Source organism: Moorella glycerini, assembly GCF_009735625.1.
Classification (GTDB): domain Bacteria; phylum Bacillota; class DSM-521; order Neomoorellales; family Neomoorellaceae; genus Neomoorella; species Neomoorella glycerini.
Genome location: NZ_CP046244.1, coordinates 513564 through 539169 on the forward strand (window position 1 = coordinate 513564; position 25606 = coordinate 539169).

22 protein-coding genes and 2 riboswitches are annotated in these 25606 nt (G+C 54.0%); of the genes, 5 read left to right on the plus strand and 17 right to left on the minus strand.

Annotated features, from left to right (window positions below):
* The 3 genes from MGLY_RS02530 to MGLY_RS02540 all read right to left on the minus strand — a co-directional run bounded on the left by MGLY_RS02530 (position 1) and on the right by MGLY_RS02540 (position 3944).
* The gene (locus tag MGLY_RS02530; RefSeq protein ID WP_156271596.1) at positions 1–1101 is read right to left on the minus strand and encodes an ABC transporter permease; all 1101 of its coding nucleotides are present in this window, start codon (positions 1099–1101) and stop codon (positions 1–3) included.
* Complete coding sequence (locus MGLY_RS02535; RefSeq protein WP_156271597.1) at positions 1101–2618, minus strand: ABC transporter ATP-binding protein; 1518 nt, start codon at positions 2616–2618, stop codon at positions 1101–1103. Before MGLY_RS02535 ends, MGLY_RS02530 begins: the two co-directional genes overlap by 1 nt.
* Positions 2619–2798: 180 nt before the next feature.
* Positions 2799–3944 carry a BMP family ABC transporter substrate-binding protein gene (locus tag MGLY_RS02540; RefSeq protein ID WP_246187399.1) on the minus strand — a complete coding sequence of 382 codons (1146 nt, stop codon included), beginning with the start codon at positions 3942–3944 and terminating at the stop codon, positions 2799–2801.
* 231 nt (positions 3945–4175) lie between these two features.
* Positions 4176–4276, minus strand: a riboswitch (purine riboswitch).
* A 196-nt stretch (positions 4277–4472) separates the two neighbouring features.
* Between MGLY_RS02540 and MGLY_RS02545 the strand changes: the two genes are divergently transcribed.
* Positions 4473–5465, plus strand: a complete 993-nt coding sequence (locus MGLY_RS02545) for a 2-hydroxyacid dehydrogenase (protein WP_156271598.1) — start codon at positions 4473–4475, stop codon at positions 5463–5465.
* 57 nt (positions 5466–5522) lie between these two features.
* Positions 5523–6698: a pyridoxal phosphate-dependent aminotransferase gene (locus MGLY_RS02550; RefSeq protein ID WP_156271599.1), complete on the plus strand. Its 1176-nt coding sequence runs from the start codon at positions 5523–5525 to the stop codon at positions 6696–6698.
* A gap of 141 nt (positions 6699–6839) precedes the next feature.
* On the opposite strand, the gene MGLY_RS02555 is transcribed toward MGLY_RS02550, so the two are convergent.
* From MGLY_RS02555 to MGLY_RS02595, 9 genes are all read right to left on the minus strand, one after another.
* The gene (locus MGLY_RS02555) at positions 6840–7727 is read right to left on the minus strand and encodes an FAD binding domain-containing protein (protein ID WP_156271600.1); all 888 of its coding nucleotides are present in this window, start codon (positions 7725–7727) and stop codon (positions 6840–6842) included.
* 82 nt (positions 7728–7809) lie between these two features.
* Positions 7810–9135 (minus strand): putative aminohydrolase SsnA, encoded by a 1326-nt coding sequence (gene ssnA, locus MGLY_RS02560; RefSeq protein ID WP_156271601.1) that lies wholly within the window; start codon positions 9133–9135, stop codon positions 7810–7812.
* Positions 9136–9399: 264 nt separating this feature from the next.
* Complete coding sequence (locus MGLY_RS02565; RefSeq protein ID WP_156271486.1) at positions 9400–10746, minus strand: IS1380 family transposase; 1347 nt, start codon at positions 10744–10746, stop codon at positions 9400–9402.
* Between the two features lie 124 nt (positions 10747–10870).
* Positions 10871–11332: a xanthine dehydrogenase subunit XdhC gene (xdhC, locus tag MGLY_RS02570; protein WP_156271602.1), complete on the minus strand. Its 462-nt coding sequence runs from the start codon at positions 11330–11332 to the stop codon at positions 10871–10873.
* Positions 11325–12209, minus strand: a complete 885-nt coding sequence (xdhB, locus tag MGLY_RS02575) for a xanthine dehydrogenase FAD-binding subunit XdhB (RefSeq protein ID WP_156271603.1) — start codon at positions 12207–12209, stop codon at positions 11325–11327. The genes xdhC and xdhB overlap by 8 nt, the downstream gene beginning before the upstream one ends.
* A gap of 17 nt (positions 12210–12226) precedes the next feature.
* A complete protein-coding gene (xdhA, locus tag MGLY_RS02580; protein ID WP_156271604.1) occupies positions 12227–14518 on the minus strand; it encodes a xanthine dehydrogenase molybdenum-binding subunit XdhA in 2292 nt (763 codons plus the stop codon).
* A gap of 1 nt (position 14519) precedes the next feature.
* Positions 14520–15002 (minus strand): (2Fe-2S)-binding protein, encoded by a 483-nt coding sequence (locus MGLY_RS02585; RefSeq protein WP_156271605.1) that lies wholly within the window; start codon positions 15000–15002, stop codon positions 14520–14522.
* A gap of 51 nt (positions 15003–15053) precedes the next feature.
* Positions 15054–15153, minus strand: a riboswitch (purine riboswitch).
* A 90-nt stretch (positions 15154–15243) separates the two neighbouring features.
* Entirely contained in the window at positions 15244–15915 is a 672-nt protein-coding gene (locus MGLY_RS02590; RefSeq protein ID WP_156271606.1) for a flavodoxin family protein, read from the minus strand.
* Between the two features lie 22 nt (positions 15916–15937).
* Positions 15938–18778: a molybdopterin-dependent oxidoreductase gene (locus MGLY_RS02595; protein ID WP_211662039.1), complete on the minus strand. Its 2841-nt coding sequence runs from the start codon at positions 18776–18778 to the stop codon at positions 15938–15940.
* A 364-nt stretch (positions 18779–19142) separates the two neighbouring features.
* Between MGLY_RS02595 and MGLY_RS02600 the strand changes: the two genes are divergently transcribed.
* Together MGLY_RS02600 and MGLY_RS02605 are read left to right on the plus strand one after the other, a co-directional pair.
* Positions 19143–20414, plus strand: a complete 1272-nt coding sequence (locus MGLY_RS02600) for a helix-turn-helix domain-containing protein (RefSeq protein WP_170290898.1) — start codon at positions 19143–19145, stop codon at positions 20412–20414.
* On the plus strand, positions 20377–20826 hold the full coding sequence (locus MGLY_RS02605) for a DNA methyltransferase (RefSeq protein ID WP_211662041.1): 450 nt from the start codon (positions 20377–20379) through the stop codon (positions 20824–20826). Before MGLY_RS02600 ends, MGLY_RS02605 begins: the two co-directional genes overlap by 38 nt.
* A gap of 205 nt (positions 20827–21031) precedes the next feature.
* Here MGLY_RS02605 and MGLY_RS02610 read toward each other — a convergent pair whose 3' ends face one another.
* The 5 genes from MGLY_RS02610 to MGLY_RS02630 form a co-directional block, all read right to left on the minus strand.
* Positions 21032–22234: a M20 metallopeptidase family protein gene (locus MGLY_RS02610; RefSeq protein ID WP_156271609.1), complete on the minus strand. Its 1203-nt coding sequence runs from the start codon at positions 22232–22234 to the stop codon at positions 21032–21034.
* 78 nt (positions 22235–22312) lie between these two features.
* Entirely contained in the window at positions 22313–22513 is a 201-nt protein-coding gene (gene thiS / locus MGLY_RS02615) for a sulfur carrier protein ThiS (protein WP_170290899.1), read from the minus strand.
* A complete protein-coding gene (locus MGLY_RS02620) occupies positions 22510–22758 on the minus strand; it encodes a sulfurtransferase TusA family protein (RefSeq protein ID WP_156271611.1) in 249 nt (82 codons plus the stop codon). Before MGLY_RS02620 ends, thiS begins: the two co-directional genes overlap by 4 nt.
* A 92-nt stretch (positions 22759–22850) precedes the next feature.
* Positions 22851–23741 carry a 4Fe-4S dicluster domain-containing protein gene (locus tag MGLY_RS02625; RefSeq protein WP_156271612.1) on the minus strand — a complete coding sequence of 297 codons (891 nt, stop codon included), beginning with the start codon at positions 23739–23741 and terminating at the stop codon, positions 22851–22853.
* A gap of 8 nt (positions 23742–23749) precedes the next feature.
* The gene (locus MGLY_RS02630) at positions 23750–24559 is read right to left on the minus strand and encodes a HesA/MoeB/ThiF family protein (RefSeq protein ID WP_156271613.1); all 810 of its coding nucleotides are present in this window, start codon (positions 24557–24559) and stop codon (positions 23750–23752) included.
* Positions 24560–24807: 248 nt separating this feature from the next.
* Between MGLY_RS02630 and MGLY_RS02635 the strand changes: the two genes are divergently transcribed.
* Positions 24808–25023, plus strand: a complete 216-nt coding sequence (locus MGLY_RS02635) for a hypothetical protein (RefSeq protein ID WP_211662043.1) — start codon at positions 24808–24810, stop codon at positions 25021–25023.
* Positions 25024–25606 lie beyond the last annotated feature (583 nt).

The following is a 25606-nucleotide window of genomic DNA, read 5'->3' on the forward strand; positions in this document are numbered from 1 at the left end:
TTATTTTCCCTCCTTACGGCCAAAGTGCAGGCGGTAGCGGGTTAAGATCTCGCCACCCAGGACAAAGAAGAGGATGGCACCCTGGAGCATGGAGACCGTCGCCGCCGGCACGCCGGAAGTCTGGACGCTGTAACCCCCGACAATGAGGCCGCCAAAAAGGAAAGATACCAGGATAATGGTCGCCGGGTGGAGTTTGGCCAGCCAGGCAATAATAATGGCCGTGTAACCATACCCCGGGGAAATACCGTGCTGCAGGCGGTGGGTAATGCCTGCTACCTCGCTCATCCCCGCCAGTCCGGCCAGGGCGCCGCTCAAGAGCATCACCAGGATAATGTTGCGCTCAATTTTAATCCCCGCGTAGCGGGCGGCCCGGGGACTTTCACCAATAACCCTGATTTCGTATCCCCAGCGGGTATGCCAGAGAATAATGCTCAGCACAATGGCAGCCAGCAGGGCAAAAATCAGGCCCAGGTGGACGCGGGTGCCGGCAATGGTCGGCAGGATTGCCGCCTTGCTGAAGGGTGCGGTCAGGGGGAAATTAAATCCTTTGGGGTCCTTCCAGGGACCGTAAACCAGGTAATCCACCCAGAGGATGGCCACATAGTTTAACATTAAAGTGGTAATGACTTCGTTCACGCCCCACCTGGCTTTGGGCAAGGCCGGCAACACGGCCCAGAGGCCGCCCATAACGATACCGGCTATAAACATGGCCGGCAGCATGAGGTAGGCCGGCAGGTGGGGAAAGTAAAGGGCCACAAAACTGGCGCCAAAGGCACCCATGTAGAATTGTCCTTCCGCCCCTATATTCCACAAGAGCATGCGGAAGGCCACGGAAACGCCCAGGCCCGCCAGCATCAAAGGGATGGCCTTGACGACGGTTTCCGACAGGCCGTACTTGGAGCCGATGACGCCATAAAGCATGCTCTGGTAGACCTTTAAGGGGTTAAATCCTGTCACTGCCAGGAAGATGGCTCCCACCCCCAGGGCCAGGATGACGGCAATGACAGGAACTATCACAGCCATGACCCGCGAGGGCTCGAGGCGTTTTTCCCAGGTGATCAGGGGTGCCGGGGCCGGCCCCGGTAAGGATGATCCAACCATCAGGCACTAACCTCCATTCTTTTTGCTCCGGCCATCATCAGGCCTAACTCCTCAACGCTGGCCTCTTCGGTAGCCACCAGGCCCATAATTTCGCCTTCATACATGACGGCAATGCGGTCGGCCAGGCGGAAAAGCTCTTCCAGGTCTTCGGAGATTAAGAGGATGGCCGTCCCGGCAGCCCGTTGCTCCAGGAGCAGCCGGTGCACTGTTTCGGTGGCGCCGACATCCAGGCCCCGGGCCGGGTAAACGGCTACCAGGAGGCGCGGCCGGGTGGAAATTTCCCGGGCCAGGAGCAACCGCTGCAGGTTGCCGCCGGACATCATCTTCACCGGGGCATCCAGGCCGGCCATCTTGACCTGAAAGCGTTCCACCAGTTCCCTGGCCCACTGGCGCGCCGCCCGCCTGTTGAGGAGGGTTTTGCCCCAGCGGGGGTGGCGGTATTCCTTCAGGAGCAGGTTATCGACAGCCCCCAGGTTGGGTACCAGACCCATGCCCAGGCGATCCTCGGGTATATAACCCACCCCGGCGTTAATTACCCGGCAGGGATCGCACTGGCCTAACTCCTGGCCGGCGACGGTAATAGTCCCACCCTGGCAGGGTCTTAAACCCGCAATAACCTCCGCCAGCTCGCGCTGGCCATTACCGGCCACCCCGGCTATACCAAGGATCTCGCCGGCATAAACTGCCAGGTTTATGCCCCTTAAGGCCGGCAGGCCTTTATCGTTTAAGGCCTTTAAATTCTTTATCTCCAGGACTTTATCGCCTTTCCGGGCCGCAGGTTTATTCACCTGCCATAAGATCTCCCGGCCGACCATCATCCGGGCCAGTTCCTTCTCGTTTGTTGCGCTTTTTCTGACGGTGGCTACGGTTTTACCGCCCCGTAAAATCGTAATGGTGTCGGCGGCATCCATAACTTCCTGCAGTTTATGGGTAATAAAGATTACGGCGCAGCCCCGGGCGGCCATCTTCTTCAACGTCTGGTACAGGTCCCGGGCTTCCTGGGGGGTCAAAACCGCCGTCGGCTCATCCAGGATCAACACCCGGGCATGGCGGTACAAAAGCTTGATAATCTCCACCCGCTGCTGCTCGCCTACCGAAAGCTGCCAGATGCGGGCCTGGGGATCTACCTGGAGACCGTATTCTTTAGAAAGGGCGGCTATCTCCCCGGCCAGCTTGTTTAAGTTGAGTTTGAGGCCCCCCTTTAAGCCCAGGGCCACGTTTTCCGTCACCGTAAAGGGCGCCACCAGGCGGAAATGCTGGTGGACCATGCCGATGCCCGCCGCAATGGCATCCCGGGGTGAACGGAAATTCACCCTTTGCCCATCAATATAGATTTCCCCGCCATCGGGCCGGTACAGCCCGGTAAGGATACTCATGAGGGTGCTCTTACCGGCCCCGTTTTCTCCCAGCAGGGCATGAATTTCCCCCGCCCGGACGGATAGATTAACCCCGTCGTTGGCCATCACGCCGGGGAACACCTTGGTTATTCCCCGCATCTCTACCAGGGGTACTACCATAAAAAAATGCCTCCCTCAAAACCTTCTCGCTTATAATTCGCTTTCTGAAGACCGAATTCCTGCCCTAAAATATAATTTATAGTTAAATTTTTCCCTTATTAGTATTATACCACTTAACTCAACAGTTATGGTAAAGGCCGTGGAAATAAATTCCACGGCCTCCTGGCTTAACGCGCTCTTTTATTTCGGGATCTCGCCTTCTACACCCTCTACAAACCAGTTGAAACCGAGGACATCTTCGTGGCTCATTTTCTGGCCTTCCGGCACCCGTACTTTACCGCTCTGGTCCTTAATGGGACCCTGGAAGACGTTGAACTTGCCGTCAATAATCTCCTGCTTCTTCTTATTTACCAGGTCGCGGACCTCCTGGGGTACCTTGTCACTAAAGGGACCCAGGTCAACAATACCGTCTTTCATCGTACCGTAGTATTGTTCTGATTTCCAGGTGCCATTTTTGACCGCTTCCACTGTCTTTACATAGTATGGGCCCCAGTTCCAGACCGGCGAGGTCAGGTTGGCATTAGGGGCGAACTGGCGCATATCTGAGTTATAGCCAATGCCGTATTTGCCGCGCTCCTGGGCCGCCTGCTGGGGACCCGGCGTATCCTGGTGCTGGGCGATGACATCGGCGCCCGCATCTAAGAGGCTCAGGGCTGCCTGCTTTTCGGCCGCCGGGTCGTACCAGGTGTTGGTCCAGACTACTTTTACCTTGACGTTGGGATTAACCGCACGCGCCCCCAGGGTAAAGGCGTTGATGCCGCGGATCACTTCCGGGATGGGATGGGCGGCGACATAACCCAGGATATTGGACTTGGTCATTTTGCCGGCCACCATGCCCGAGAGATAGCGGGGTTCTTCCATGGCCCCAAAGTAAGTGCCGACATTATTGGCCGTCTTATAACCCGAACAATGCAGGAAAACTACATTAGGATATTTTTCCGCCACCTTAATGACGTAATCCATGTAGCCAAAACTGGTAGCGAAGATGACTTTATTACCCTTTTCCGCCAGTTCCGTCAGCACCCGCTCCACGTCGGCCCCTTCGGGGACGTTTTCCATATAAGTGGTAGCGTCCACCCAGGGCAACTTATCGGCTAAATACTTGCGGCCCTGGTCGTGGGTCCAGGTCCAGCCGGCGTCGCCCACCGGCCCCACATAGATAAAGGCTACTTTCATCTTCTCGTCTTTAGCCTGCCCACCGGCCGCCGGCTTTTCCCCGCCCTTACTTTCGCCGGCGGGTTTCTGGCCGCCGCAGCCGGCGGCAGCTACCGCAACCACCAGGGCCAGGAGCAGCACCAGTATGAAACGCCATCCTTTGCGCATCATGTGTCCATAGCCTGTCCTGCAAGCTATGGAGTCCACCTCCTCCGGATATGAGATGTGGGTTTCCTCCGTTCAGCTGACAGTGGCACGTCACCATTAGGGACTCCTGCGGCACCAATCACCCCCTTCCAATTTCATGTTCAAGGTGCAATTGCCACCTGCAAGCGTATCCTGTAAAAGTTTCCTAAAACATGCTGCCGTAAAACAAACAAAAACCAGGTTACCGTTCAGCTGTAAAGGCAACAATGCCTTCGTAGCCAAGGTGATTCCGGTCACCTGGTAGATACTCCCGGACCCATTTCCGGGATTATACGAAGACTTCACGACAGAAGACTTCCACTTTGTTATTAATAAATAAATTCGCCGTTATTTCTTAAAATCCTGCTGGAGTTAAATGACCGGATAAAATTTTATTAAATGTATACTGTATAAAATCATATTTTGTTAAAGGAAATTACATGGCCATGTCGAATATAAGCTAGAAATAAAGTCACACTTAACTTTCTATCACCTGCCTGGGAGGGATTTATAGTGGCTAAATGGAACGTTTACGTAACCCGTCTGGTACCGCAACCGGCCCTGGATCTCCTGGCCGAATACTGCGACCTGGAAATTAACCCTGAAGACCGGGTCTTAACCCGGGCGGAACTCCTGGAAAAGGTCAGGGGCCGGGACGGTATCCTCTGCTTGCTCACGGACATCCTGGATGACGAAGTCTTTACAGCGGCTAAAGGAGTTAAGATCTTTGCCAATGTGGCGGTGGGTTTTAACAATGTCGACCTGGAAGCAGCCACCCGCCACGGCATCATGATCAGCAACACCCCCGGTGTCCTCACCGAAGCTACCGCCGACATGGCCTGGGCCCTCCTCTTTACTGTCGCCCGGCGGGTAGTAGAGGGCGACAAGTTTACCCGCGCCGGCAAGTACAAGGGCTGGGGCCCCCTTTTGATGCTGGGCCAGGAAATCACCGGCAAAACCCTGGGAGTTATAGGCGCCGGCCGTATCGGCACTGCCTTTGCCCGGAAAGCTAAAGGGTTTGACATGAAGATCCTCTACCATGATGTCCAGCGGAGCGAGGCCTTTGAAGCAGCCACCGGCGGCACCTATGTGGACAAGGAGACCCTCCTCAAGGAAGCCGACTTTGTTTCCCTGCACGTCCCCTTAATGCCGTCGACGACGCACCTCATCAGTACGCCGGAACTCAAGTTGATGAAGAAGACGTCCATCCTCATTAACACTTCCCGCGGTCCGGTAGTGGATGAAAAGGCCCTGGTCAAAGCCCTGCAGGAAAAGGAAATCTGGGGTGCGGGCCTGGATGTCTTTGAGAACGAACCGGAACTGGCCCCGGGCCTGGCCGAACTGGATAACGTCGTCCTCTGCCCCCACATTGCCAGCGCCACCTGGGAAACCCGGACCAACATGGCCCTCATGGCCGCCAACAACCTGCTGGCCGCCCTGCGGGGTGAACTGCCGCCCCAGTGCCTGAACCCGGAAGTCTATTACCGGCAGCACGGTAAAATGTAGATTTTCGACGAAAACAAAGCAGCCAAGCAAACATTTAGTTCCAGGGAGGATAAATTCATGTTTGAAAACCTTTTAGCCGCTAAAATGGCCAACCTGGGTACGGAAACGGCCTTCATGGTCCTGGCCAAAGCTAAAGCCCTGGAAGCCCAGGGCAGGGAGATCATTCACCTGGAAATCGGTGAGCCCGACTTCGACACCCCCCGTAATATCATCGACGCCGGTATCAAAGCTTTAAATGCAGGTTACACCCACTATACCCCGGCGCCGGGCCTGCCGGAAGTCCGGGCGACCATCGCCGAGTATGCCACCCGGCAGAAAGGTATCCCTTATACTGCCGAGGAAGTAGTCATCACTCCTGGCGGCAAGCCCATTATGTTCTTCACCATCCTGGCTTTGGTTAACCCCGGCGATGAGGTTATTTACCCCAACCCGGGCTTTCCCATCTACGAATCGGTCATTAACTTCGTTGGGGGCAAGGCCGTTCCCATCCCTCTCCGGGAAGAGAATGACTTCCGCCTGGATGTCGACGAGCTGGCAGCTTTAATTTCGCCCCGGACCAAACTCCTGATCATCAATTCTCCCGCCAATCCCACCGGCGGTGTGCTGACGCCTGCAGACGTGGCCCGCATTGCCGACCTGGTCCGCGGCAAGAACATTTTCATCCTTTCCGACGAAATCTACGACCGTATCGTCTATGATGGTGCCCAACCGGTTTCCATTGCCGCCCAGCCCGGTATGAAGGATTGGACCATTATTTTAGACGGTTTTTCCAAGACCTATGCCATGACGGGCTGGCGCCTGGGCTTCGGCCTCATGCACCGGGAACTGGCCGAACGGATTGCCCAGTTGATGGTGAACTCCAATTCCTGCACCGCGGCCTTCACCCAGAAGGCCGGCCAGGAAGCCCTGACGGGTCCCCAGGATGCCGCCGCGGCCATGGTGGCTGAATTTAAAAGGCGGCGGGACATCATTGTTGACGGCCTTAATAGCATACCCGGCATTACCTGCAAGCGCCCTCTCGGTTCCTTTTATGTCTTCCCCAGCATCAAGGGCCTGGGCCGTTCCAGCCAGGAAATGGAGGCTATCCTCATGGAGAGGGCCGGCGTGGCGGCCTTAAGCGGTACAGCCTTTGGCAGGTTTGGCGAAGGCTACCTGCGCTTTTCCTATGCCAACTCGGTGGAGAACATCGAAAAGGCCCTGGAAAAAATCGCCGCTGTTGTCAAAGAGCTATAGAAAATGCTCTAACCCGCCCCGGCCGAAGAACAGGCCGGGGTTTTTGGGGCCTAAAAAAAAGTCTACCCGGGGGTGTGCTAACCCTCTTGTAGACGTCTTCGCCTCTGGGAACTTTACCTTGTCGTCCTGTTCATTGTTTTACTATTCGACATCCGTCTCTATTTTCCTGCCGGTGGCCCGGGAAAAAGCTGCGGTCAAAGCCCGGGTAACCAGGACAGCCGTCATCTCTTTACGATAGGCGCTGGACCCCCGCAGGAGACTGTCCCGGGGCCGGGCTGCTGCTTTCGCTGCCGCCGCGGCCCTGGCGATAGCGTCCGCGCCAGGCTTCTGGCCAATAAGGACCCTGGCCGCTTCCTCACACAGGAAGGGTTGCGGCGCCACCGGGGCGATACAGATGCGCGCCCGGGTGCACCTCCCCTCTACCACCTGGACCCGCACGGCAGCATTGAGCAGGGGCAGGGAAAGGGCCCGCCGGGGCGACAGGCGGGCAAAGGCCGACCCTTCACCTTCTCCCCACAGGTCAACGGTAAAGCGGGTTAATATCTCGCGGCCGGCGTCTACCCTGGAGCGACCGACGCCTTCGTAAAGGTCTTCGACCGGTACCTGGCGTTCACCTTCCGGCCCCAGGATGGTGGCCACTGCTCCCAGAGCCACCAGGGCTACGGCTGTGTCGGCTGCCGGCTGGGCGTTAACCACATTGCCCCCCAGGGTACCGGCATTGCGTACCTGGGGTGAACCGACGGCGGCGGCCGCTGCTGCCAGGGCCGGCAGCTTTTCCCGGATGACTCCTGACGTTGAGACCTGGGTGTGGGTTACGGCCCCGCCCAGGATTATCTTACCGTTTTCTTCCGCAATTATCTTTAGTCCGGGAATGCGGGTAATATCGACCAGGGTATGAATTTGCCGTTTTTCTTCTTTGAGGTCGATTACCAGGTCGGTACCGCCGGCGATAAGGCGCGCCCCCGGGTGGGCGGCCAGCATGGCCAGGCACTCGGCCGGTGAGGTGGCAAAGAGGTATTGCCGGGGCATGTTATCCCTCCTTAAGGACGACAGATAGTTTGGGGTGGGGTATGTCCCGGAGCCGCGATTAGCGGAACGCCGGTGATCTTTTCTAAAATCGCTCCCATACTTTAGCGGCCAGCTCCCGGGCCCTGGCGGCAATGGCCGCCTCGTCCAGGTGCAAGAGCCGCCGCTCCCGCATGAGAACTTTACCGCCAATAATGGTCGTGTCCACCAGGCTGCCGTTAAAGCCAAAGAGCAGGTGGCCAAACCAGTTGGCCGCCGTCAGGGGGGTCGGCGCGTGGTAATTCACCAGGATGACATCGGCGTAGGCGCCGGGCTCTAAGCGGCCCAGGGGATGGGGGAAGAACCGGGCCAGGATGCGGCGGTTATTCTCAAACACCATGGCCGGCACTTCACTCCAGCCGGCGTTAGGGTCGCCGGAAACGAGCTTGCGCAAAACACTGGCTGTTTTGAGGGATTCAAACATATCGCTGGTATAGCCGTCGGTCCCCAGGCCAACCGTCACGCCGGCGGCCAGCATGTCGCCTACCGGGGCGCAGCCGACGGCATTGCCCATGTTGGATTCCGGGTTATGGACCACCAGGGTGCCGGTTTCCTTCAGGATAGCTATTTCCCTTTCAGTTACATGGACGCAGTGGGCGGCGATGGTCTCTGGTCCCAGGATGCCGTGGTCATACAAACGCTCCACCACCCGCTTACCCTCGCGTTCCAGGGCATCTTCTACGTCCTGGATGCCTTCGGCCACGTGGATGTGGAAGCCGCTGCCCACCTCGGCCGCTGCCTCCCGGCAGGCGGCCAGGGTGGCGTCGGAAAGGGTGAAGGAGGCGTGGAGGCCGAAGGTGGCAGTAACTAGCTCTTCCTGGCCGTGGTATTTTTTAATGGCTGCCATATTCTCTTCAATTCCTTCCCGCATAATGGCCTCACCGTCGCGGTCGGAAACCTCGTAGGCCAGGCAGGTGCGGACGCCGGTTTCCCGGGCCGCCCGGGCGATCATCTCCAGGCTGCCGCGGACGGCGCGAGGGCTGGCATGGTGGTCAAGGATGGTGGTGGTACCGCTCTTGATACAGTCGACCAGAGGGATCAGGGCGCTGTAATAGACATCCTCCAGGGTCAGGGCCTTGTCCAGGCGCCACCACAGCCGCTGCAGGATCTCCAGGAAATTGGTCGGCGGCGCGTCCTTCAGGGCCATGCCCCGGGCGAAGGTGCTGTACAGGTGCATGTGGGTATTGGTCATGCCGGGCATAATCACCATACCCCGGGCATCCAGCCATTCCGCCTCCGGGTAGCGTTGCTGCAATTCAGCCGTTGGGCCAACGGCAACTATCCGGTCACCTTCAATAGCCACCGCACCTTCTTCCTGATAGGGATTATCCGGGACTAGAGTTAACAGGCGGCCGTTACCAATAAGGAGCATATAAGTACACCTCCATAAAAGATATTGTACTTACCTGAATCCGTGATAATAACAACTGGGTAGAACTCGCACTAACAGTAAATGGTATTAACAGTTATATTTAACATCTGCTGATACATTGAATTGGGTCTAAAGTTGATTATGTGGACGAAGGCTATTTACTCTTACCTTGGGTCCCCTGGATAAGGGAATAACAAAGTAGACCTCTCGTCCTAAGAGGCTTGGAGCCTGCTTATACAGCTAACTGGAGCTAGAAGTTCTGTATTAAGCCAACGCTTTATATAGGTACCGGAAAGCTGGATACCACGGGCTGTGCTGCCCAAATCGTAATTTGACCTGCCGGGCGTGGTGAACCAGCCGGGACGCTATGGTAATCAGGTTTTGTATAACGGTACGCAGCCGCCGGCGTTGAGCTTTCTTATTGCGCAGCGGTACCTCCTTTAGCGGGAGGCTAAACTGCCCCAGAAGCCTTAGAATGTTGTAGGCGAAAACACCCAGGTGTAGCACCAGGTCATTGGTGGCAAACTTGCCGCTGGGCAGCCGTTCCAGGTCTAAATCGTTTTTGATTTCACTGTGGAATTGCTCACTGGTGCCGTGGTCGTGGTAGAGGGTAATGATATCCTCCACCGGGTCGGGTAAAGTGGTCCAGTAGGTTTCGACCTCAATTTCCGGGACCAGGAGAAGCTGGCCGTTTCGTAATATCGTCCGCTCGGTGACCTTATACACCAGACGGACAGGGGTGTCAGCACCCTCGATTTTCACCATCTGGTGCCCCCGATAGACGGTTTTTCCCTCCCGTTCTAGGGTGGCGGTACCATTTTCCTTGGCAATGGCCAGCCAGGCCTCCGGCGTTTCCTTGCGCAGGTTACGCTTAATGATAAAATCGGCTTTGATTTCCGGGTCCAAACAGACCTGGAGATTATCCTGGCTGTCATTACCGCCATCCATCCGTACTAAAAGTGGCAGCGAAGTGATAGCGCGAGCAAAGGTTAGAGCTTGTCGCAGGAACTCCGGCGTCCCTTTTTGGCAATGCTGTTTCCCGGCCCGCAGTTCGGTATGGACGCAGTAGCCTTCCCTACCGAGGTAGGCGAAGATAGGCGCATAACCGTCGTAGCCCTTATAGGTCCTGGAAACACCCTCTTTCTTGGAATTTGAATTATCAAAGGGAGTAACATCAATATCCAAAGGGACATATTGGCGCTTTAGTTCCCTGGAACCCAGGGTAACAGGAGTTACCGGTGCCTTAAGTTTCTTAAGGAACCTGGCCGTTTCCTCGAGGATAATCTCCTGGTAGGGTACACTATGAGCTATCATATCCAGGCGCTGGCGCAGGGTAGGGCTTGAAGGCACATCCTGAATACCCAGCGCCGCAGCGAAGAAGGGGTCATCCCGAAAAAGCTCAATATGGTCAAAATCACTGCGACCCTGGCAAAGCAGGCCCACGTAAGAGGTGATAACATCCCCGTGAGAAATATCCGGAGAAGAAACACCAGGTATCCGGGTCTTATTTAGCCTGAGTTTCAGAGCAGTATGATCAATGATTTCCCCCACCAGAGCCAGTCCGGCAACGGGGGTAAGGTGTTCATCAGACTGTTCAATGATGAATTTCATGGCCGCACCTCGCAGGTGAACATGGATTCGTTTGCCATCCAGCCTATTATACCTTATTTTTCGCGAGGTTTTGAGCCATATCCAGATATTTTGTTATTGGGTTGTCACGGATTCAGGTACTTAACTAATCTGCCAGCGCTTTTTCTACAGCTTTAATGATGTTCTGGTAACCGGTGCAGCGGCATAAATGACCGGACAATTCTCTTTTAATTTCTTCCCGCGTATATTTTTTACCGCTTTCTACCATGGCCGTTGCCGTAAGGACATAACCGGGCGTGCAGAAACCGCACTGGATGGCCCCCTCTTCAATAAAGGCTTTTTGTACCTTGGAAAGCTCCCCGTTTTTAGCTATTCCTTCTATCGTGACGATATTTTTGCCCTCGGCCCAAACAGCCAGGTAAATACACGAATCAACCGGCATGCCGTCGATGAGAACCGTGCAGGCGCCGCATTCACCAACGCCACACCCTTTTTTAACCCCGGTATATCCTAAACGGTTGCGCAAGACTTCAAGCAACGATTCGCCAATGTCTACTTCCAGAGTTGCCTGTATCCCATTTACTGTCAAGGAAATTTTTTTAAGCAATTTCCGCACCCCCCGCCTTGACAATAGCCGCTTGCAGCGCCCTCCGGGTGAGTTCTTCAACTAAGTGCTCCCTGTATTCTTTGGAAGCACGCCAGGAGGTCCTTGCCCTCGTCGATTTAACGGCTAATTTCCCAATTGCCGCTATGGTTTCCCGGGAGATTACTTTGCCTTTGGCAAACACTTCTGCTTCGCGACATCTTAAAGGAGTTGGACCGGCCACCCCCAGTCCAATCCTGACATCGGCAAAAATATTTCCTTCCTTTATTTTACAAATCACTGCCACACCTAAAGTAGCGATATCCATTGCCTTGCGCATGGAAAATTTTATATAGTGTCCACCATAGCCCTGATAATCCTCAGGGGTAACTATTATTTCTGTAAGGATTTCCCCGGGCTTTAAATCAACCTTGCCAGGGCCCAGGTAGAATTCCTGGATGGGAACAACCCGCTCACCTTGATTGCTCTGTAATTTTAACCTGGCATCAAGGGCCAGCAAGGTGGAAGCACTGTCGGCAGACGTGGCCCCGTTGCAAATATTGCCGCCGATAGTAGCCACGTTGCGGATCTGCGGTCCCCCCATGGACAGGGCGGCTTCTGCTAGAACAGGAATATTGTCTTTGATAACAGGATCATTGACAACTTGAGTGAAAGTAGTTAACGGCCCGATTACGATCGTACCATCTTCAAGTTTACGAATACCTTGCAAGGATTTTATTTTGCGGATGCTGAGTAACGCTGCTTTTTCAATCTGGCCATGATGCAGTTTAATCAAAACATCCGTACCGCCCGCAATGATGGTCAGGTTAGGATTAGCCGCCAGCAGCGCGGTGGCTTCATTTACTGTTGCCGCCTCAAAATATCCTTGAATGTTGTACACCCATCCTCACCACCTTCCTATATTAAGCCGGCTTCCTTGAACTTTTCAAAGACCCGCTGGGGGTTCATGGGTAGCCTGTTAAAGGCCACGCCAGTCGCGTCTAAAACGGCATTGCGAATCGCCGGTGCCACGGGAATAGTCGGCGGCTCTCCTAAAGCCTTGCAACCAAAGGGGCTGGTGGGTTCAAAGGTTTCGACAAAAGCCACACCAATATCCGGGATATCCATTATCGTCGGCATTTTATAGTCCAGCAAATTATTATTCAGGGGTTTGCCGGTTTTTTCGTCAAACAGCATCTGTTCTGCCAGCGCATAGCCAATGCCCATGCCTACGCCGCCATGCACCTGTCCTGCTGCTAATTGGGGGTTGATAATTTTACCTGAATCATGCACATTATATATTTCCAGGACCTCGATTTTACCAGTCTTAATGTCTACTTCCACTTCGGCAAAAGTAACACCAAAAACAAAGGCATTGATCCTGGCATTGTTGGACGTATCGCTCGTTATCGGCCTGGCAAAAACGGTATCATAATAAGTGTACAAGGCCACTTCGGCAAGGGGCATGACAACTTCTCCTGAGTGTTTATAAATAATGTTTTGTTCCTTAATATCTAAGGCGTGGGCGGGTATATCGGTCATACCCCAGACAAAATCCAGGATTTTTTCTTTAACTTCTAATGCTGCTTTAGCCACCGCCATACCGGTAATATAAGTCTGCCTGGAAGCATAGGCACCGGTGTCAAAAGGTGTAATATCGGTATCCTGGGTGGAAATGACATGCACCATATCCACGGGTATACCCAGGACTTCCGCCACCATCTGGGCAAAGACAGTATCGCTTCCTTGCCCTATTTCGGTGGCACCAATTTGCAATTGGACAGAGCCGTCCTGGTTTAAAACAATTCTGGCTCCCGCTATTTCCAGTCCTACCGGATGGGTACCGGAGGCGTAGCTGAAGCAGGCCATGCCTAATCCTCTGCGTTTCGTACCTGCTTGATTCTTATACCGCGCTTTTTTCTCATCCCATTTGATTAATTCTTTACCCTTTTCAATGCACTCACGTATGCCGCAGCTCCTTACCGTGTTGCCATTCAAAGGATCTACATAGCCTTCATGAACGAGATTTTTCATGCGGAATTCAAGAGGATCGATATTAAGCTTCCTGGCAATATTTTCTAAATGGCTTTCCACGGCAAAAGTTATCTGGGGTGAACCATAACCCCGCATGGCTCCGGCAACGGGCAGGTTAGTATATACAGTTAATGGTTCGTATTTTAAGGCCTGCATGGGGTATAGAACCCTGAATTTGGAGCCCCCCGCCATTGCAATAGAATGTCCGTGGGAAGCATAGGCCCCGGTGTTGGCAATAGCCGCAATATGCATGCCAATTAGTTTCCCGTCTTTGGCAACACCTGTTTTAATTTTATATTTAATGGCATGACGGGTGCGCGTATCGATCATGCACTCTTCCCGAGACAATTCCAGTCTTACCGGCCTGCCGCCCACGGCCAGGGTCATTACGGCAGTTAAAGGTTCCAGGCAAACATCCTGCTTGCTGCCAAAGCCGCCGCCGACGCATGGTTTAATTACCCGTACCCTTCCCCAGGGGATACCCAGAGCCTGGCCGACGATCCTCCTGACAATATGAGGAATCTGCGTGGAAGTCACGATCACGATGCGGCCGTCGCTGTCTACATAGGCATAAGATACATGGTTTTCTAACTGGCAGTGCTGGACAATACTTGTTTCCAGTTCATCCTCAAAAATATAGTCAGCTTCCTGGAAAGCCGTTTCAACAGAGCCGATTTCATAGCCAGCAGAACTCAAGATGTTCCGTGGACAATCCTCATGGATTAAAGGCGCGCCTTCCCGCATGGCAGCCTCCGGGGTAAGCAGCGGCTCCAGTACTTCATAATCTACCTCAATTAATTTCAGGGCTGCGGCGGCTGTCAACTCATTTGTAGCCACCACTGCTGCAATAGCATCCCCCACAAAGCGGGCTTTGCTGGTTAAAATAGTCCGATCTTCTTTATCCCTGTGCTTCGGGTCCAGGGCATAGGGGTGCCCTGCTGTGGCAAATTTGATTTTCGGCACGTCTGCATAAGTCAAAACCGCTTCTACACCTGGCAGAGCCCTGGCTTTGCTAACATCGATGTTTTTAACTATGGCGTGAGCATAAGGACTTCTCAATATTTTGCCGACCAGCATGTCTCTTGCAATAAAATCGCCGGTATATTTCGCTTTCCCGGTTACTTTGGCCACCGCATCAACCCTGTTTATACTTTTCCCAACTGCTGTATAAGCCATTTTACCCCCTCCCTTCCCCCGCTATCATTACTGCCGCCTTTTCTACGGCGGTGATAATTTTAGCATAGCCGGTGCAGCGGCATAAATTGCCCGACAGGGCGACCTTAATTTCCTCCCGGGTGGGACGGGGGTTCTGGTCCAGCAGGGCTTTGGCGCTCATAATCATCCCCGGGGTACAGAAGCCGCACTGGACGGCCCCCTCGCTGATAAAGGCCTCCTGTAAAGGATGGAGCTGGCCGCCAGGCGGGGCCAGGCCTTCAATGGTAAGCACCTCCGACCCTTCCGCCTTAGCAGCAGGAACCAGGCAGGAGTTAACCGCCTGGCCGTCCAGGATCACCGTGCAGGCACCGCATTCCCCTTTGCCGCATCCCTCCTTGGTACCGGTGAGGCCTAAGTTTTCCCGCAGCAGTTCCAGCAAGGTAATGTCTGCCGGGGCCTCGACCTGGTACTCCTGGCCGTTGACTTTAAGTTTAAACCTGGGCATTTCTCCTTATCCCCCTGGTAATTGGAATCTCTGGACGTAAATATAAAGAAACCAGCTGCCGGCCCTCCTCGTAGTCGGGTGATTCCGGTCACCTGGTAGAAACCCCCGGCCCCATCGCCGGAGTTATACGAGTTCTCTCATGGTATATATTCGGCAGAGTAGAATTTAATCCTGCTTACAATTTGTTTTTGATCTTACATATCCTCGCGTTCAAGGCTCACAACCACCCGGCTGCCTTCCTTTAAATCTCATGGTCGCGGATGGGACCCGTTTCCCCGAGGCCGAGCTCCGCTTTCTTCGCCGCCCAGGCTTCCCGTCCCAGGGCCGTTACCATAGTTGCTTCGGCCACGGCCCGGCCCAGGCCCCGGACAGTGCCCATACCCACTTCATCCTCAGCCGCCCCCCTGGCCAGGCCGTCCCGGGTCCAGACCTTGCCGCCGGAATAGCAGCCGCCGGTACCGCCGCAGACCAGCATCTCGTGCATGAGGAAGAAGTTAATAAGGGAAATAAGGGCCGTTTCCTGGCCGCCGTGGCGGGTTCCACCTAAAGTAATGGCGCCGGCAGCCTTATTGCGCAGGGCCCCCGGGTGGACCAGGAAAATGGGCCGCAGGCGGTTAAAGCAAGTGGCCAGCTGGGCGGTAATATTCATGTCGTAGACAGGAGAACCGACAATAAAACCGTCGGCCGCGAGGACCAGCTGCTCCAGTTCCTTGACGTCGTCTTCTTTGCAGCACATGCGCTTTTCCCGGATGCACCGGTCGCAGTGGGTACAGAACTGGATTTTTTTCGCCCTTACCGTCCAGAAGCGGGTTTCAATCCCGGGAATTTCCGCTGCCGCCTTGAGGGCTTCCTGGACGGCATATTCCGTCGCCCCTTTGCGGGGGCTGCCGCTGATGCCTAAGATTACCGGCATGATAATCACTCCTATCTTTTGCTCACTTCCCTAGAGCTGCCAGGATCTTTTCGGGCGTTACCGGCAGGTCGTTAAAATCCATCCCCAGGGCGTCGGCGACGGCGTTGACCACCGCCGGCGCCACGGCCACCGTGGCCGCTTCGCCGATACTTTTAGCCCCAAAGGGGCCGTGCTCTTCGCCCTTTTCAACCAGGATGACTTCTATCTCCGGCATAGCGGCGGCCTTGAAAAGGCGGTATTTTTTCAGGGACGGGTTGAGGACCTTGCCGCTGGCCGGATCGACCTTTAATTCTTCACTCAAAGCATAACCCAGGCCCATCTGGATACCCCCTTCAATCTGGCCTTCAACCATGAGGGGATTGATGGCCCGGCCGATATCATGGGCGGCCACCAGTTGCAATACCTTGACGGCACCTGTTTCCGTATCGACCTCTACCTCGGCAAAGACGACGGCATAGGAACCAGGGCCAAAGACGGAGTGATAGCTTTCATAGGCTTTGATTTCCCGCTGGTCCGGCCCCTGCTGGGCGGCAATGACAATCTCTCCCAGGCTCACCCGTTTTGCCGGGTTGCCCCTGCTAAAGACGTAACCGCCGTCCAGGTCCAGTTCCTCTACCCGTTCGCTTAAGAGACGCGCCCCTTCCTCCAGCAGCTGCTGGCGCACCTTTTCCGCGGCCTTTTTGGCTGCATTGCCGCCGACCCAGGTTACCCGGCTGGCGTAGGTACCGACATCCCAGGAAGTAAGCTCGGTGTCGGCTTCCACCACTTCAATCTGGTCAGGCCTGATACCCAGGACTTCAGCTACGATCAGACTCAGCATGGTGTTGCTGCCCTGGCCGATGTCCTGGTTGCCGGTAAAGAGGGTACAGCTCCCGTCTTCATTCATTTTCAGGGCGATGGTGGTCAGGTCTACATGGACGCCGAAGACGCCGGTACCGTGGTTGCCGGCAGCCACACCGATGCCGCGGCGGTAACGCCCTGTTCCTTGGGGCCGCGCCTTTTTCCCTGCCCAGTCAAAGCGGGCCGCTCCCTCTTCCAGGCAGTCCAGGGGCCGGCAGTTGCCCAGGGTCTTGTTGAAGCGGGGGTTAATGTCCCCCGGCCGTACCAGATTCTGGCGACGAAAGTCAACGGGATCGCTTCCCAGGGCCCGGGCAATGCGGTCCAGGTGAATCTCCCGCGCCGCCATGAGCTGGGGCGACCCGTAACCGCGCATGGCCCCGCCGATGGGGTTATTGGTATAGACGGGTAAAGAGGTAATCCGCAAATTGGGAATGCGGTACAGTTTAAAGGCTTTGTCGTTCATGGCTGAGGGGACGTTGAGGGCGCTGGTGGCGTAGGCACCTTTATCCATCACCACCCTGATATCCTGGGCAACGATGGTGCCGTCCTTTTTAACACCCGTTTTGAGATAAAAAACGGCGGCATAACGGGTACGGGTGGAAACCATCACTTCCCGCCGGCTGAGTTCCATACGGACCGGCCGGCCGGTCTTCATGGCCAGCAGGGCCGCTACCGGTTCCAGGACGGCTTCCAGCTTGCCGCCAAAGGCGCCTCCTACAGGGGGCTTGATGACCCTTACTTTGTTGAGGGGCAAGCCCAGGACCTCGGCCAGGATCAGCCGGGTGGCAAAAATATTCTGGTTGGCCGACCAGACGGTTAGCTTGCCGTTACTGTAATCGGCCAGGCAGGCATGGAGTTCCAGGGCGGCATGGGTTACCCGCGGCGTGGTAATCCTGTCGGTAAAAATAAAGTCGGCGGCAGCCATGGCCTGCTCCACATCCCCGGCCTCGGCCTTGATGGTAGCCACCAGGTTGCCGCCGGGGTGGACGGCCGGGGCTCCGGGCTGCAGAGCCTCCTCGGGGTCAAAGACGGCCGGCAGTTCTTCGTACTCCACCTTAATCAGCTTTAACGCCCTGGCGGCCGTCTCTTCATCGTCGGCCGCCACGGCTGCTACCCGATCGCCGACAAAGCGTACGGTGTCGTCGAAGATGTATTCATCGCGGGGGATATTATGGCCGGCAAAGCGCAGGGCGCTGTTGTAGGCCACTCGGGGCGAGTTCTGGTAGGTTACTACGGCCCGGACACCGGGCAGGGCCGCGGCCGCGCTGGTATCGATACTTTTAATCCGGGCATGGGGTACCGGGCTAAAGAGGATTTTACCATGGAGCATGTGGGGCAGTTCCATGTCGCCGACATAGGCCAGGCGGCCGGTGGCTTTGGCCACGGCATCCTTGAGGGGCGCAGGTTTGCCCACCTGTCGTAAGCCGGCAGGGGCGCCATGTGGCGGCTCAGGCGGGCCCGCCTGTTGCTGACCGGCCGGGGCACCGGCCGGCCCCGGGTGCTGCCCCGCCACCTGCCCGTCCTTTGCCCCTTCCGGCAACCACGACGGCAAGTTTTCTCCCCTTAACCGGGCGGCAGCCAGCTGGATGGCCCGGACAATTTTTACGTAACCGGTACAACGGCAGAGGTTGTTGTCCAGGGCGGCACGGATTTCCGCCTCACCGGGGTTAGGGTTACGGTCCAGCAGGGCTTTAGCCGTGATAATCATCCCCGGCGTGCAGAAGCCGCACTGGATGGCCCCGGTATCAACAAAGGCCTGCTGGATGGGGTGCAGCTTATCCCCCTGGCTCAAGCCCTCGATGGTTGTAATCTTTTTACTGGCGGCATTACGGGCCAGGATGGTACAGGAGTTGACGGCCGCGCCATCCACCAGCACCTTGCAGGCGCCGCAGTCGCCGGTGGCGCAGCCGCACTTGGTCCCTTTCAGCTTTAAAACATCCCTGATGACCTTGAGCAGGGTCCAGTTGGGCTCAATTACCATTTTATAGGAAATGCCGTTTACTTCCAGGGTAATATTAAGCACTTTCTCGCCCCCTGGTTAAAAGCCTTCTTTACGTTAAAAGGCACAATTAAATGATACTTAATATTTATATTCGCTATCAGACGCTAAAATCCTGCTCGGCAACAATTACGTCCTGATCGGAGATAAATGTTTATCATGAAGAGCTAAGGATTATTTTATTAACCCTGCTCCTAGTCTTTTCCCAGGTTCTGCGCCGAGGCGATAGCCGGTGGTATTATCTGCTATTGTTTTATAAAGAGGTTTAGATATGGCAAGTACTTAATCTTAACGTATAACTCAATTGAAGAGATAATATGCATAGTGATGATAAATGTTGACTAAGATTAAGACCAGTGATAATATATACGTTGGAGGTTGGTACATCATGGAAAGGGAATTCCTCACCACAAAAGAGGCTGCTAAATATTTGGGGGTAAGTATTTCAACTATATATAGAGCCATATCACAAAATGCTTTCTCTTACATACGAACGCCAGGGGGACAACGACGTTTCCTTCGTACAGAGCTAGATATTTATATCGAACAGAGTCGACACAAAATAGCCCCCCAGAATCCGAGCCTGTATAAACAAAAGAAACAACAGATTATAGAAGTATGTGAAGAAATGAAACAACTCAGTTTGGAAGACTACGATACCGATTCGCGTACTGTAATTACCCAACCAAACGAAAGTATATTACCGGAAGCAGCATCCTTTTCCAGTGCTAATACCCTATGTGAAGTATCATCAGAGAACCGGAAAATCATAAATACTTTAAATGAGCTTTCAGGTAAAGAGTGGATCGCTGAAACTAAAAGCGTCTGGTTTCAAAAGGGATTAGGTAGTTCCCATCCGGAAGCCCAGATTGAACGCATGCATCCCGCTCCATTTTCGTATCAAGACGTAGCCCGGTTAATTAGGTTTTTTACCAAACAGGGGCAATGCGTACTTGATCCTTTTTTAGGTGTAGGTTCTACACTTAAAGCTGCTATCCTTAACGGACGTAACGCAGTCGGTATAGAAATCGCCCAAAAATGGATTGAGTTGTCCTATAAGAGGATGAAAACTGAGGTGGGCGAGCGCGCACTTGGTACTTACACAATCATTCACGGCGATTCAAGAGAGGAAATTCCTCGTCTCGCTACTCAAGGAAAACTTTTTGACTTTATTGTTACCAGCCCTCCCTATTGGTCTATTCTCACAAAGAAACCCGACCACAAGGTCAAAGAAGTTCGCCTCAACCATGGTGTTGATGTTAAGTATAGCGAAGATGAGAGAGATCTCGGTAATATCAATGATTATAGCCTTTTTTTAGATGAACTCGGTAGCATTTTCATTAACTGCTGGGATGTTTTACGGCCTGGTAAGTACATGGCTATTATCGTCAGTGATTTCCGGCATGGATCCAAATATATACCATTCCACGCGGATTTAATTAACAAGTTAGTCAGTGGAGACACCCGACGGCAATTTGAACTGCAGGGTATTAAAATTTTGGTTCAACACAACAAAAAATTATACCCTTATGGATATCCCAACACGTATGTCCCGAACATCCACCACCAGTATATATTAATCTTCAGAAAACCTGCCGTAAAGGGCAAAAGAGGTGCGACTTTTGCAACTGGTTACCTCCATCATACCGCAGCTAAGTAAGTTTTGGGAGTTACCTTATAGACAACCCCCATATAATTCAAGATATTGGGGACATCCGCTTCATAACCTGTGCTCATACCCCAGCAAGCTAAAACCGGCAATTGCTCACATTTTAATAAGGTATTTCACTGAACCCGGTGATGTGGTACTTGACCCGTTTTCAGGTGTTGGTACGATACCGCTGGCTGCCTGTCTGGAAGGACGAACCGGGATAGGTATTGATCTCAACCCGCTGGCTTACTGGGCAACGTTATCTAAGACAAATGTTCCACAAGCAGCTTCGATTCAGGCTCTTGTATCAGAATTGACCGCCCAGCTCGCCCATATTGATGTCACTGATATCATAAGACAGGAACACTACGAAATGGAAATTCAGGAGTTCTTTCATGAACAGTCTGGGCTGAATATATGAAAAAACGCCTCGAGGTTGTTATCCTTGGTGAATTATCCGAAAAGGCAAAAACCCTTCGCAACCATTTTCCCCAGGGAAAACTATGTAAAGAAGTTACCGTAGATGAGCTGCTAGGACGATGGAAGGGGGAAATTGAACTTTTGCGGCAACTCTCGAGTTACCTTTTCCCGACCAAATGATAACACTAGAACCAGTTAACCCTGGCTTAAAAATCAACCATGGTTTTTTCTGCCAGGGCCGCCAGGAGGGCAGCGCCGATAGGCAGGCAGTCTTCGTTGATGTTAAACTGCGGGTGGTGCCAGGGGCGGGGGTCCTCTCCCGGCCTGGCCGCCCCCAGGTTAAAATACACCGCCGGGACCTTCTCGGCATAGCGGGCAAAATCCTCGGCACCCATAGAGGGGGCCGCCAGTTCGAAAACCTTTTCCGGCCCCAGGATTTTCGCGGCTACCCGGCGAAAGAGTTCAGTAAGCCCGGCATCGTTTATGAGCGGCGGGTAACCCCGCAGGTAATCCAGTTCAATCTCCGTCCCGCTGGCGGCCGCCACCCCGGCCAGGACCTGGCGCATACCCCTTTCCAGTTCCTGCCGGGCAACCTGGTTCAGGGCGCGGGTGGTACCGGTCATGGTTACCTCGGCGGCGATAATGTTTTCCTTATCGCCGCCATGAATGGTACCGATGGTGAGAACGGCCGGCTGCACCGGGTCCATACGCCGGGAAACAATAGCCTGCAAAGCCAGAACGGCCTGGGCGGCAGCGACGATGGCATCGGCCCCCAGGTGGGGCGAAGCTCCGTGACTGGTGCGGCCTTTAATTTTAATGGTAAAGTTGTCGGCCGATGCCATGGCAGCCCCCGGGCGAATGCCCACCGTACCCACCGGGAGATAAGAAGTAACGTGGAGGCCGAAAATTGCCTTCACCAGTGGGTTGTCCAGGACGCCCGCCTTTAATATCAGGGCGGCCCCGCCCGGCGGTAATTCTTCTCCGGGTTGAAAAATAAATACTACCGGCCCGGGGAGTTCCCGGCTACGTTCGGCTAGCAGTGCCGCCGCTCCTAAAACTACTGCCATATGGGCGTCATGGCCGCAACCGTGCATCCGGCCCGGGTAGCGGGAAGCATACTCCACCCCGGTAGCCTCCTGGAGGGGCAGGGCATCCATATCGGCTCTCAGGGCTACGGCAGGGCCGTCCTTCACCCCCTCCAGCAAACCTACGACGCCAGTGCCGGCGATCCCGGTTCTAACCTGTAGTCCCAGTTCTGCCAGCACGCCGGCCACCAGGGCGGCCGTCTCCCTTTCTTCAAAGCTCAGTTCCGGGCACTGGTGCAACTGCCGCCGCCAGGCCACCAGGCGAGGTTTGAGGGCTGCTGCGGCAGCCAGGAAATCATTGCTCTTTAAGTTGCTTTTTAGCATGCAGGGAGTCACCTTTGTTTCTTTAAATTACCCGCCTGCAGGCCTAAAAGTGTCCTGGCAGGCCGGTTGCCAGTCTAATTATACTCCCCCGCCCATGTTTAATACAATTTCCACTTTATCGCCCTGCTGCAAGTTCTGATTATATTCCTCAGGCAATAATAGCCGCCCGTTGACTTCAACGGCCACCGTCACGGGATTAAAATTAAGCTGTTCCACCAATTCCTTTATGGTAATACCTTCCGCCACCTCTTTTTCCTGCCGGTTTAAAATAATCGTCACTGGTCCTCTCCCCTTTCCACGAGTAATGAATAAATATTGGGGCCAACCTTCCTTACCTGGTGGATCTTATGGCCCTCGAATTTAAGGCTCCGGGGGACATTATTCAATGGCTCCCCTTCTGCCAGCAAAACCTCCAGGATTTCCCCTGGCTGCATCTCCTCCAGGGCCAGTTTGGTTTTCACAAAGGTTATGGGGCAGCAGTCCCCGGTAATGTCCAGGCGTTTCGTCGCTCTAATCTCCGCCACCGGTAGCAACCTCCCTGTAATAGATGTCAGAGGCAAGAGGTCAGAAGCAGGAAAACGATTTGAAGCCGTCTTTTTCGTTATACCTCTTGCTATCAGCGTGCCATATTAGCCTTCCGCAATGCCTCACCTGGGCCGGGAAAAGAGACGAGTTGCCGGAACAATTCCGGTCCGAGACGTTTTACAGTATCGGCCAGGCGCTCCTGCCCTTTCCTTTTTTGCTCAAAAACCGTTAAGATCGAATCAATTAAAGGTATTACCTCATCCTCCGGGACAAAGTCGAACATCTTATACCCCAGCCGGGGGTTGCGGCCCATTTTACCGCCAACGAAGACCACAAATCCCCTCGCCGCCTCTACCCAGGCACTGGTGGGACAGGAAGCTATGCAGGCCCCGTCGCCATAGCACTTTTGCCGGTTGATGGTTACTTTTTCATCAATGATTTTAATTGCTCCACCGGGGCAGATGGACTGGCACAACCCGCACAGTCTGCAGCGTTCGGCCACCAGTTCCGGGTAAACAATGCCCTGCAGGCCAACATCGTTTTCCCTGGGCTTGGTGCAGGCATTGAAACATGCGGCGACGGCAATTTTAAATTTAACCGGTACTTCGCGGCCGAAAAAAGCCCGGTCTATTTCCCGGGTCATCTCCCGGGTATCAAGAACACCGTTGGGACAAACTTCCTTTCCCGGGCAGGCGACAATCGAACGTACGCGCGGGCCGCAGGCCCCCGGTAGCAGGTTCAGGGCCTTGATTTCTTCAATCAGTGCCTGGTAATCTTCCAGCCTTACGCCGGGTATTTCTACCCCCTGGCGGGTGGTCAAGTGGACTTCGCCCCGGCCGTATTCAGTAGCCACCTTAGCAAGATTCTCCAGGTCCCGCGCCGTTAAATGCCCGCCAATGGTCCGTAGCCGCATGAGAAAAAGGCCGGGGCCCTGCTGCTTGATAAAGCCGCCTTTTTTTAGTTCATGAAAATCCGGTGTCATAAGTGATTTCACCTTTCGCCTTTTGCTTCACAGACAAAAGTGTACTCTTCCAGTTCACGGATACGCGGATTTTCCCCGCAGACAGGGCAATTACGGTTACGCTCGGCCTTTATTTCCCGGAAGCGCATCTCCAGGGCATTGTAGATCAGCAGGCGGCCGGTGAGGGTTTCCCCAACCCCGAGTAAAATTTTAATTACCTCGGTAGCCTGAATGGCCCCGATGAGCCCTGGTACCGTACCCATGACGCCGGCTTCCTGGCAGCTGGGCACGGCTCCTGGCGGTGGTGGGTCGGGAAAGATACAGCGGTAGCAGGGACCCTGGCCGGGTTTGATGGTCATGACCAGGCCGTCCCATTGCAATACCCCTCCCTCAACCATAGTTTTTCCCGTCATGACACAGGCATCATTTAATAAATAGCGAGTGGGAAAGTTGTCAACGCCGTCGACAATGACGTCGTAGTCGCGGATAATAGCTAAAATGTTGCCTTTACCTAAACGCAGCGGGTAAATATTTATAGTCAGCGCTGGATTTAAGGCCAGCAAGGTTTCGCGGGCCGATTCCGCCTTGAGCCGTCCCAGGCGGTCGCTATTGTGGAGAATCTGGCGTTGTAAATTGGAAAGGTCTACCCTGTCGCTATCGACTATACCTATAGTACCTACGCCGGCAGCCGCCAGGTAGTAGGCTACCGGCGAACCAAGACCCCCGGCCCCCACGATCAACACTTTTCCCTGTTTCAGCTTTTCCTGGCCGCGGCCGCCGACGTTCTTCAGGATAATCTGCCGGCTGTAACGTTCCATTTCTTCGTTGGTTAAGGCCATTCTTAGCCCTCCAATCTCGACTAAATATATCGGTTTATCTTAGATTATAGCAGGGGCCAAAAAGGTGGTCAAGACAATTTTTTGCCTCTTAAAGGCTGAACCGGCCGCCCTTCTATAGGCCGCAGTTAAATTATATTTAACCGACGTCACCCCCTTTATTCCCCCCTTTCCCTCCGCTTCTACTCCGCTTTTGTGCCCAATTTCACAATTAAATATAATTTAACTGCACGCCACCATCTCCTACCTGCTTGTTAAAGGCAACCTGGCAGCTCTCCTGGTGCTTGAAAAAAATCTTCCTGGGATGTACGGTGCCAATTCCTGCAGGATTTTTCCTCCTGGACCTCGCGGAACTAGTGGCCATGGCACTAGGCATTCCTACTGTTGATCAGACTCCCACTGTGCTGGCCTACATGCAAGAGATTGCCAGGCAAATGGCGGATAGCAGGATGGTTAAGGCCGGGTAAACCGGCGGTACTCCCAAATGAATTGTTAACCATAAACCTCCCGATCTCTAAAACAACCAGGACCGCTGGCCACTCCCACGCTCCCGAGTCTGCTGCCACAGCAGAACCCAAGGGCTAGCTGGCATCTATAATAAAGAAAGCCTTACATGGCAACTTTTAATCCGGCTTTATTTACGGGCCTGTCCTTTGCAACTTTTTATAGCCTGGGGTCATAAGCCACATCAGGAAACTGGTGGGCAGGATAAAAATGATTCTGGTAGAATTTTATTTATAGACTTAAGTAGAGGAGGGATCAAAATTGACTAGGAAGCGCTGGATGCTGAGGGCAGTCGCCCACTGCAAAGAAGGCTGCTGAATTTAGTCCCAGGCATGACGTTAAACTGCCCATATGTTTGTTCCTCACCATCGGCCTTCTCCTTTAGAAGGAGAAGGCTTTTTAAATATATTTGGTTAAAACGAGCAGAAAATAATTTTGTAGTTTTTGTGAAGTTCATTGACACTAAATGAACATCAAAATAAAATGGAGATAAAAATACGGGTGGGGGGTAGAAAAAATCTTGTTTAGGACACTAGCCCGGAAAAC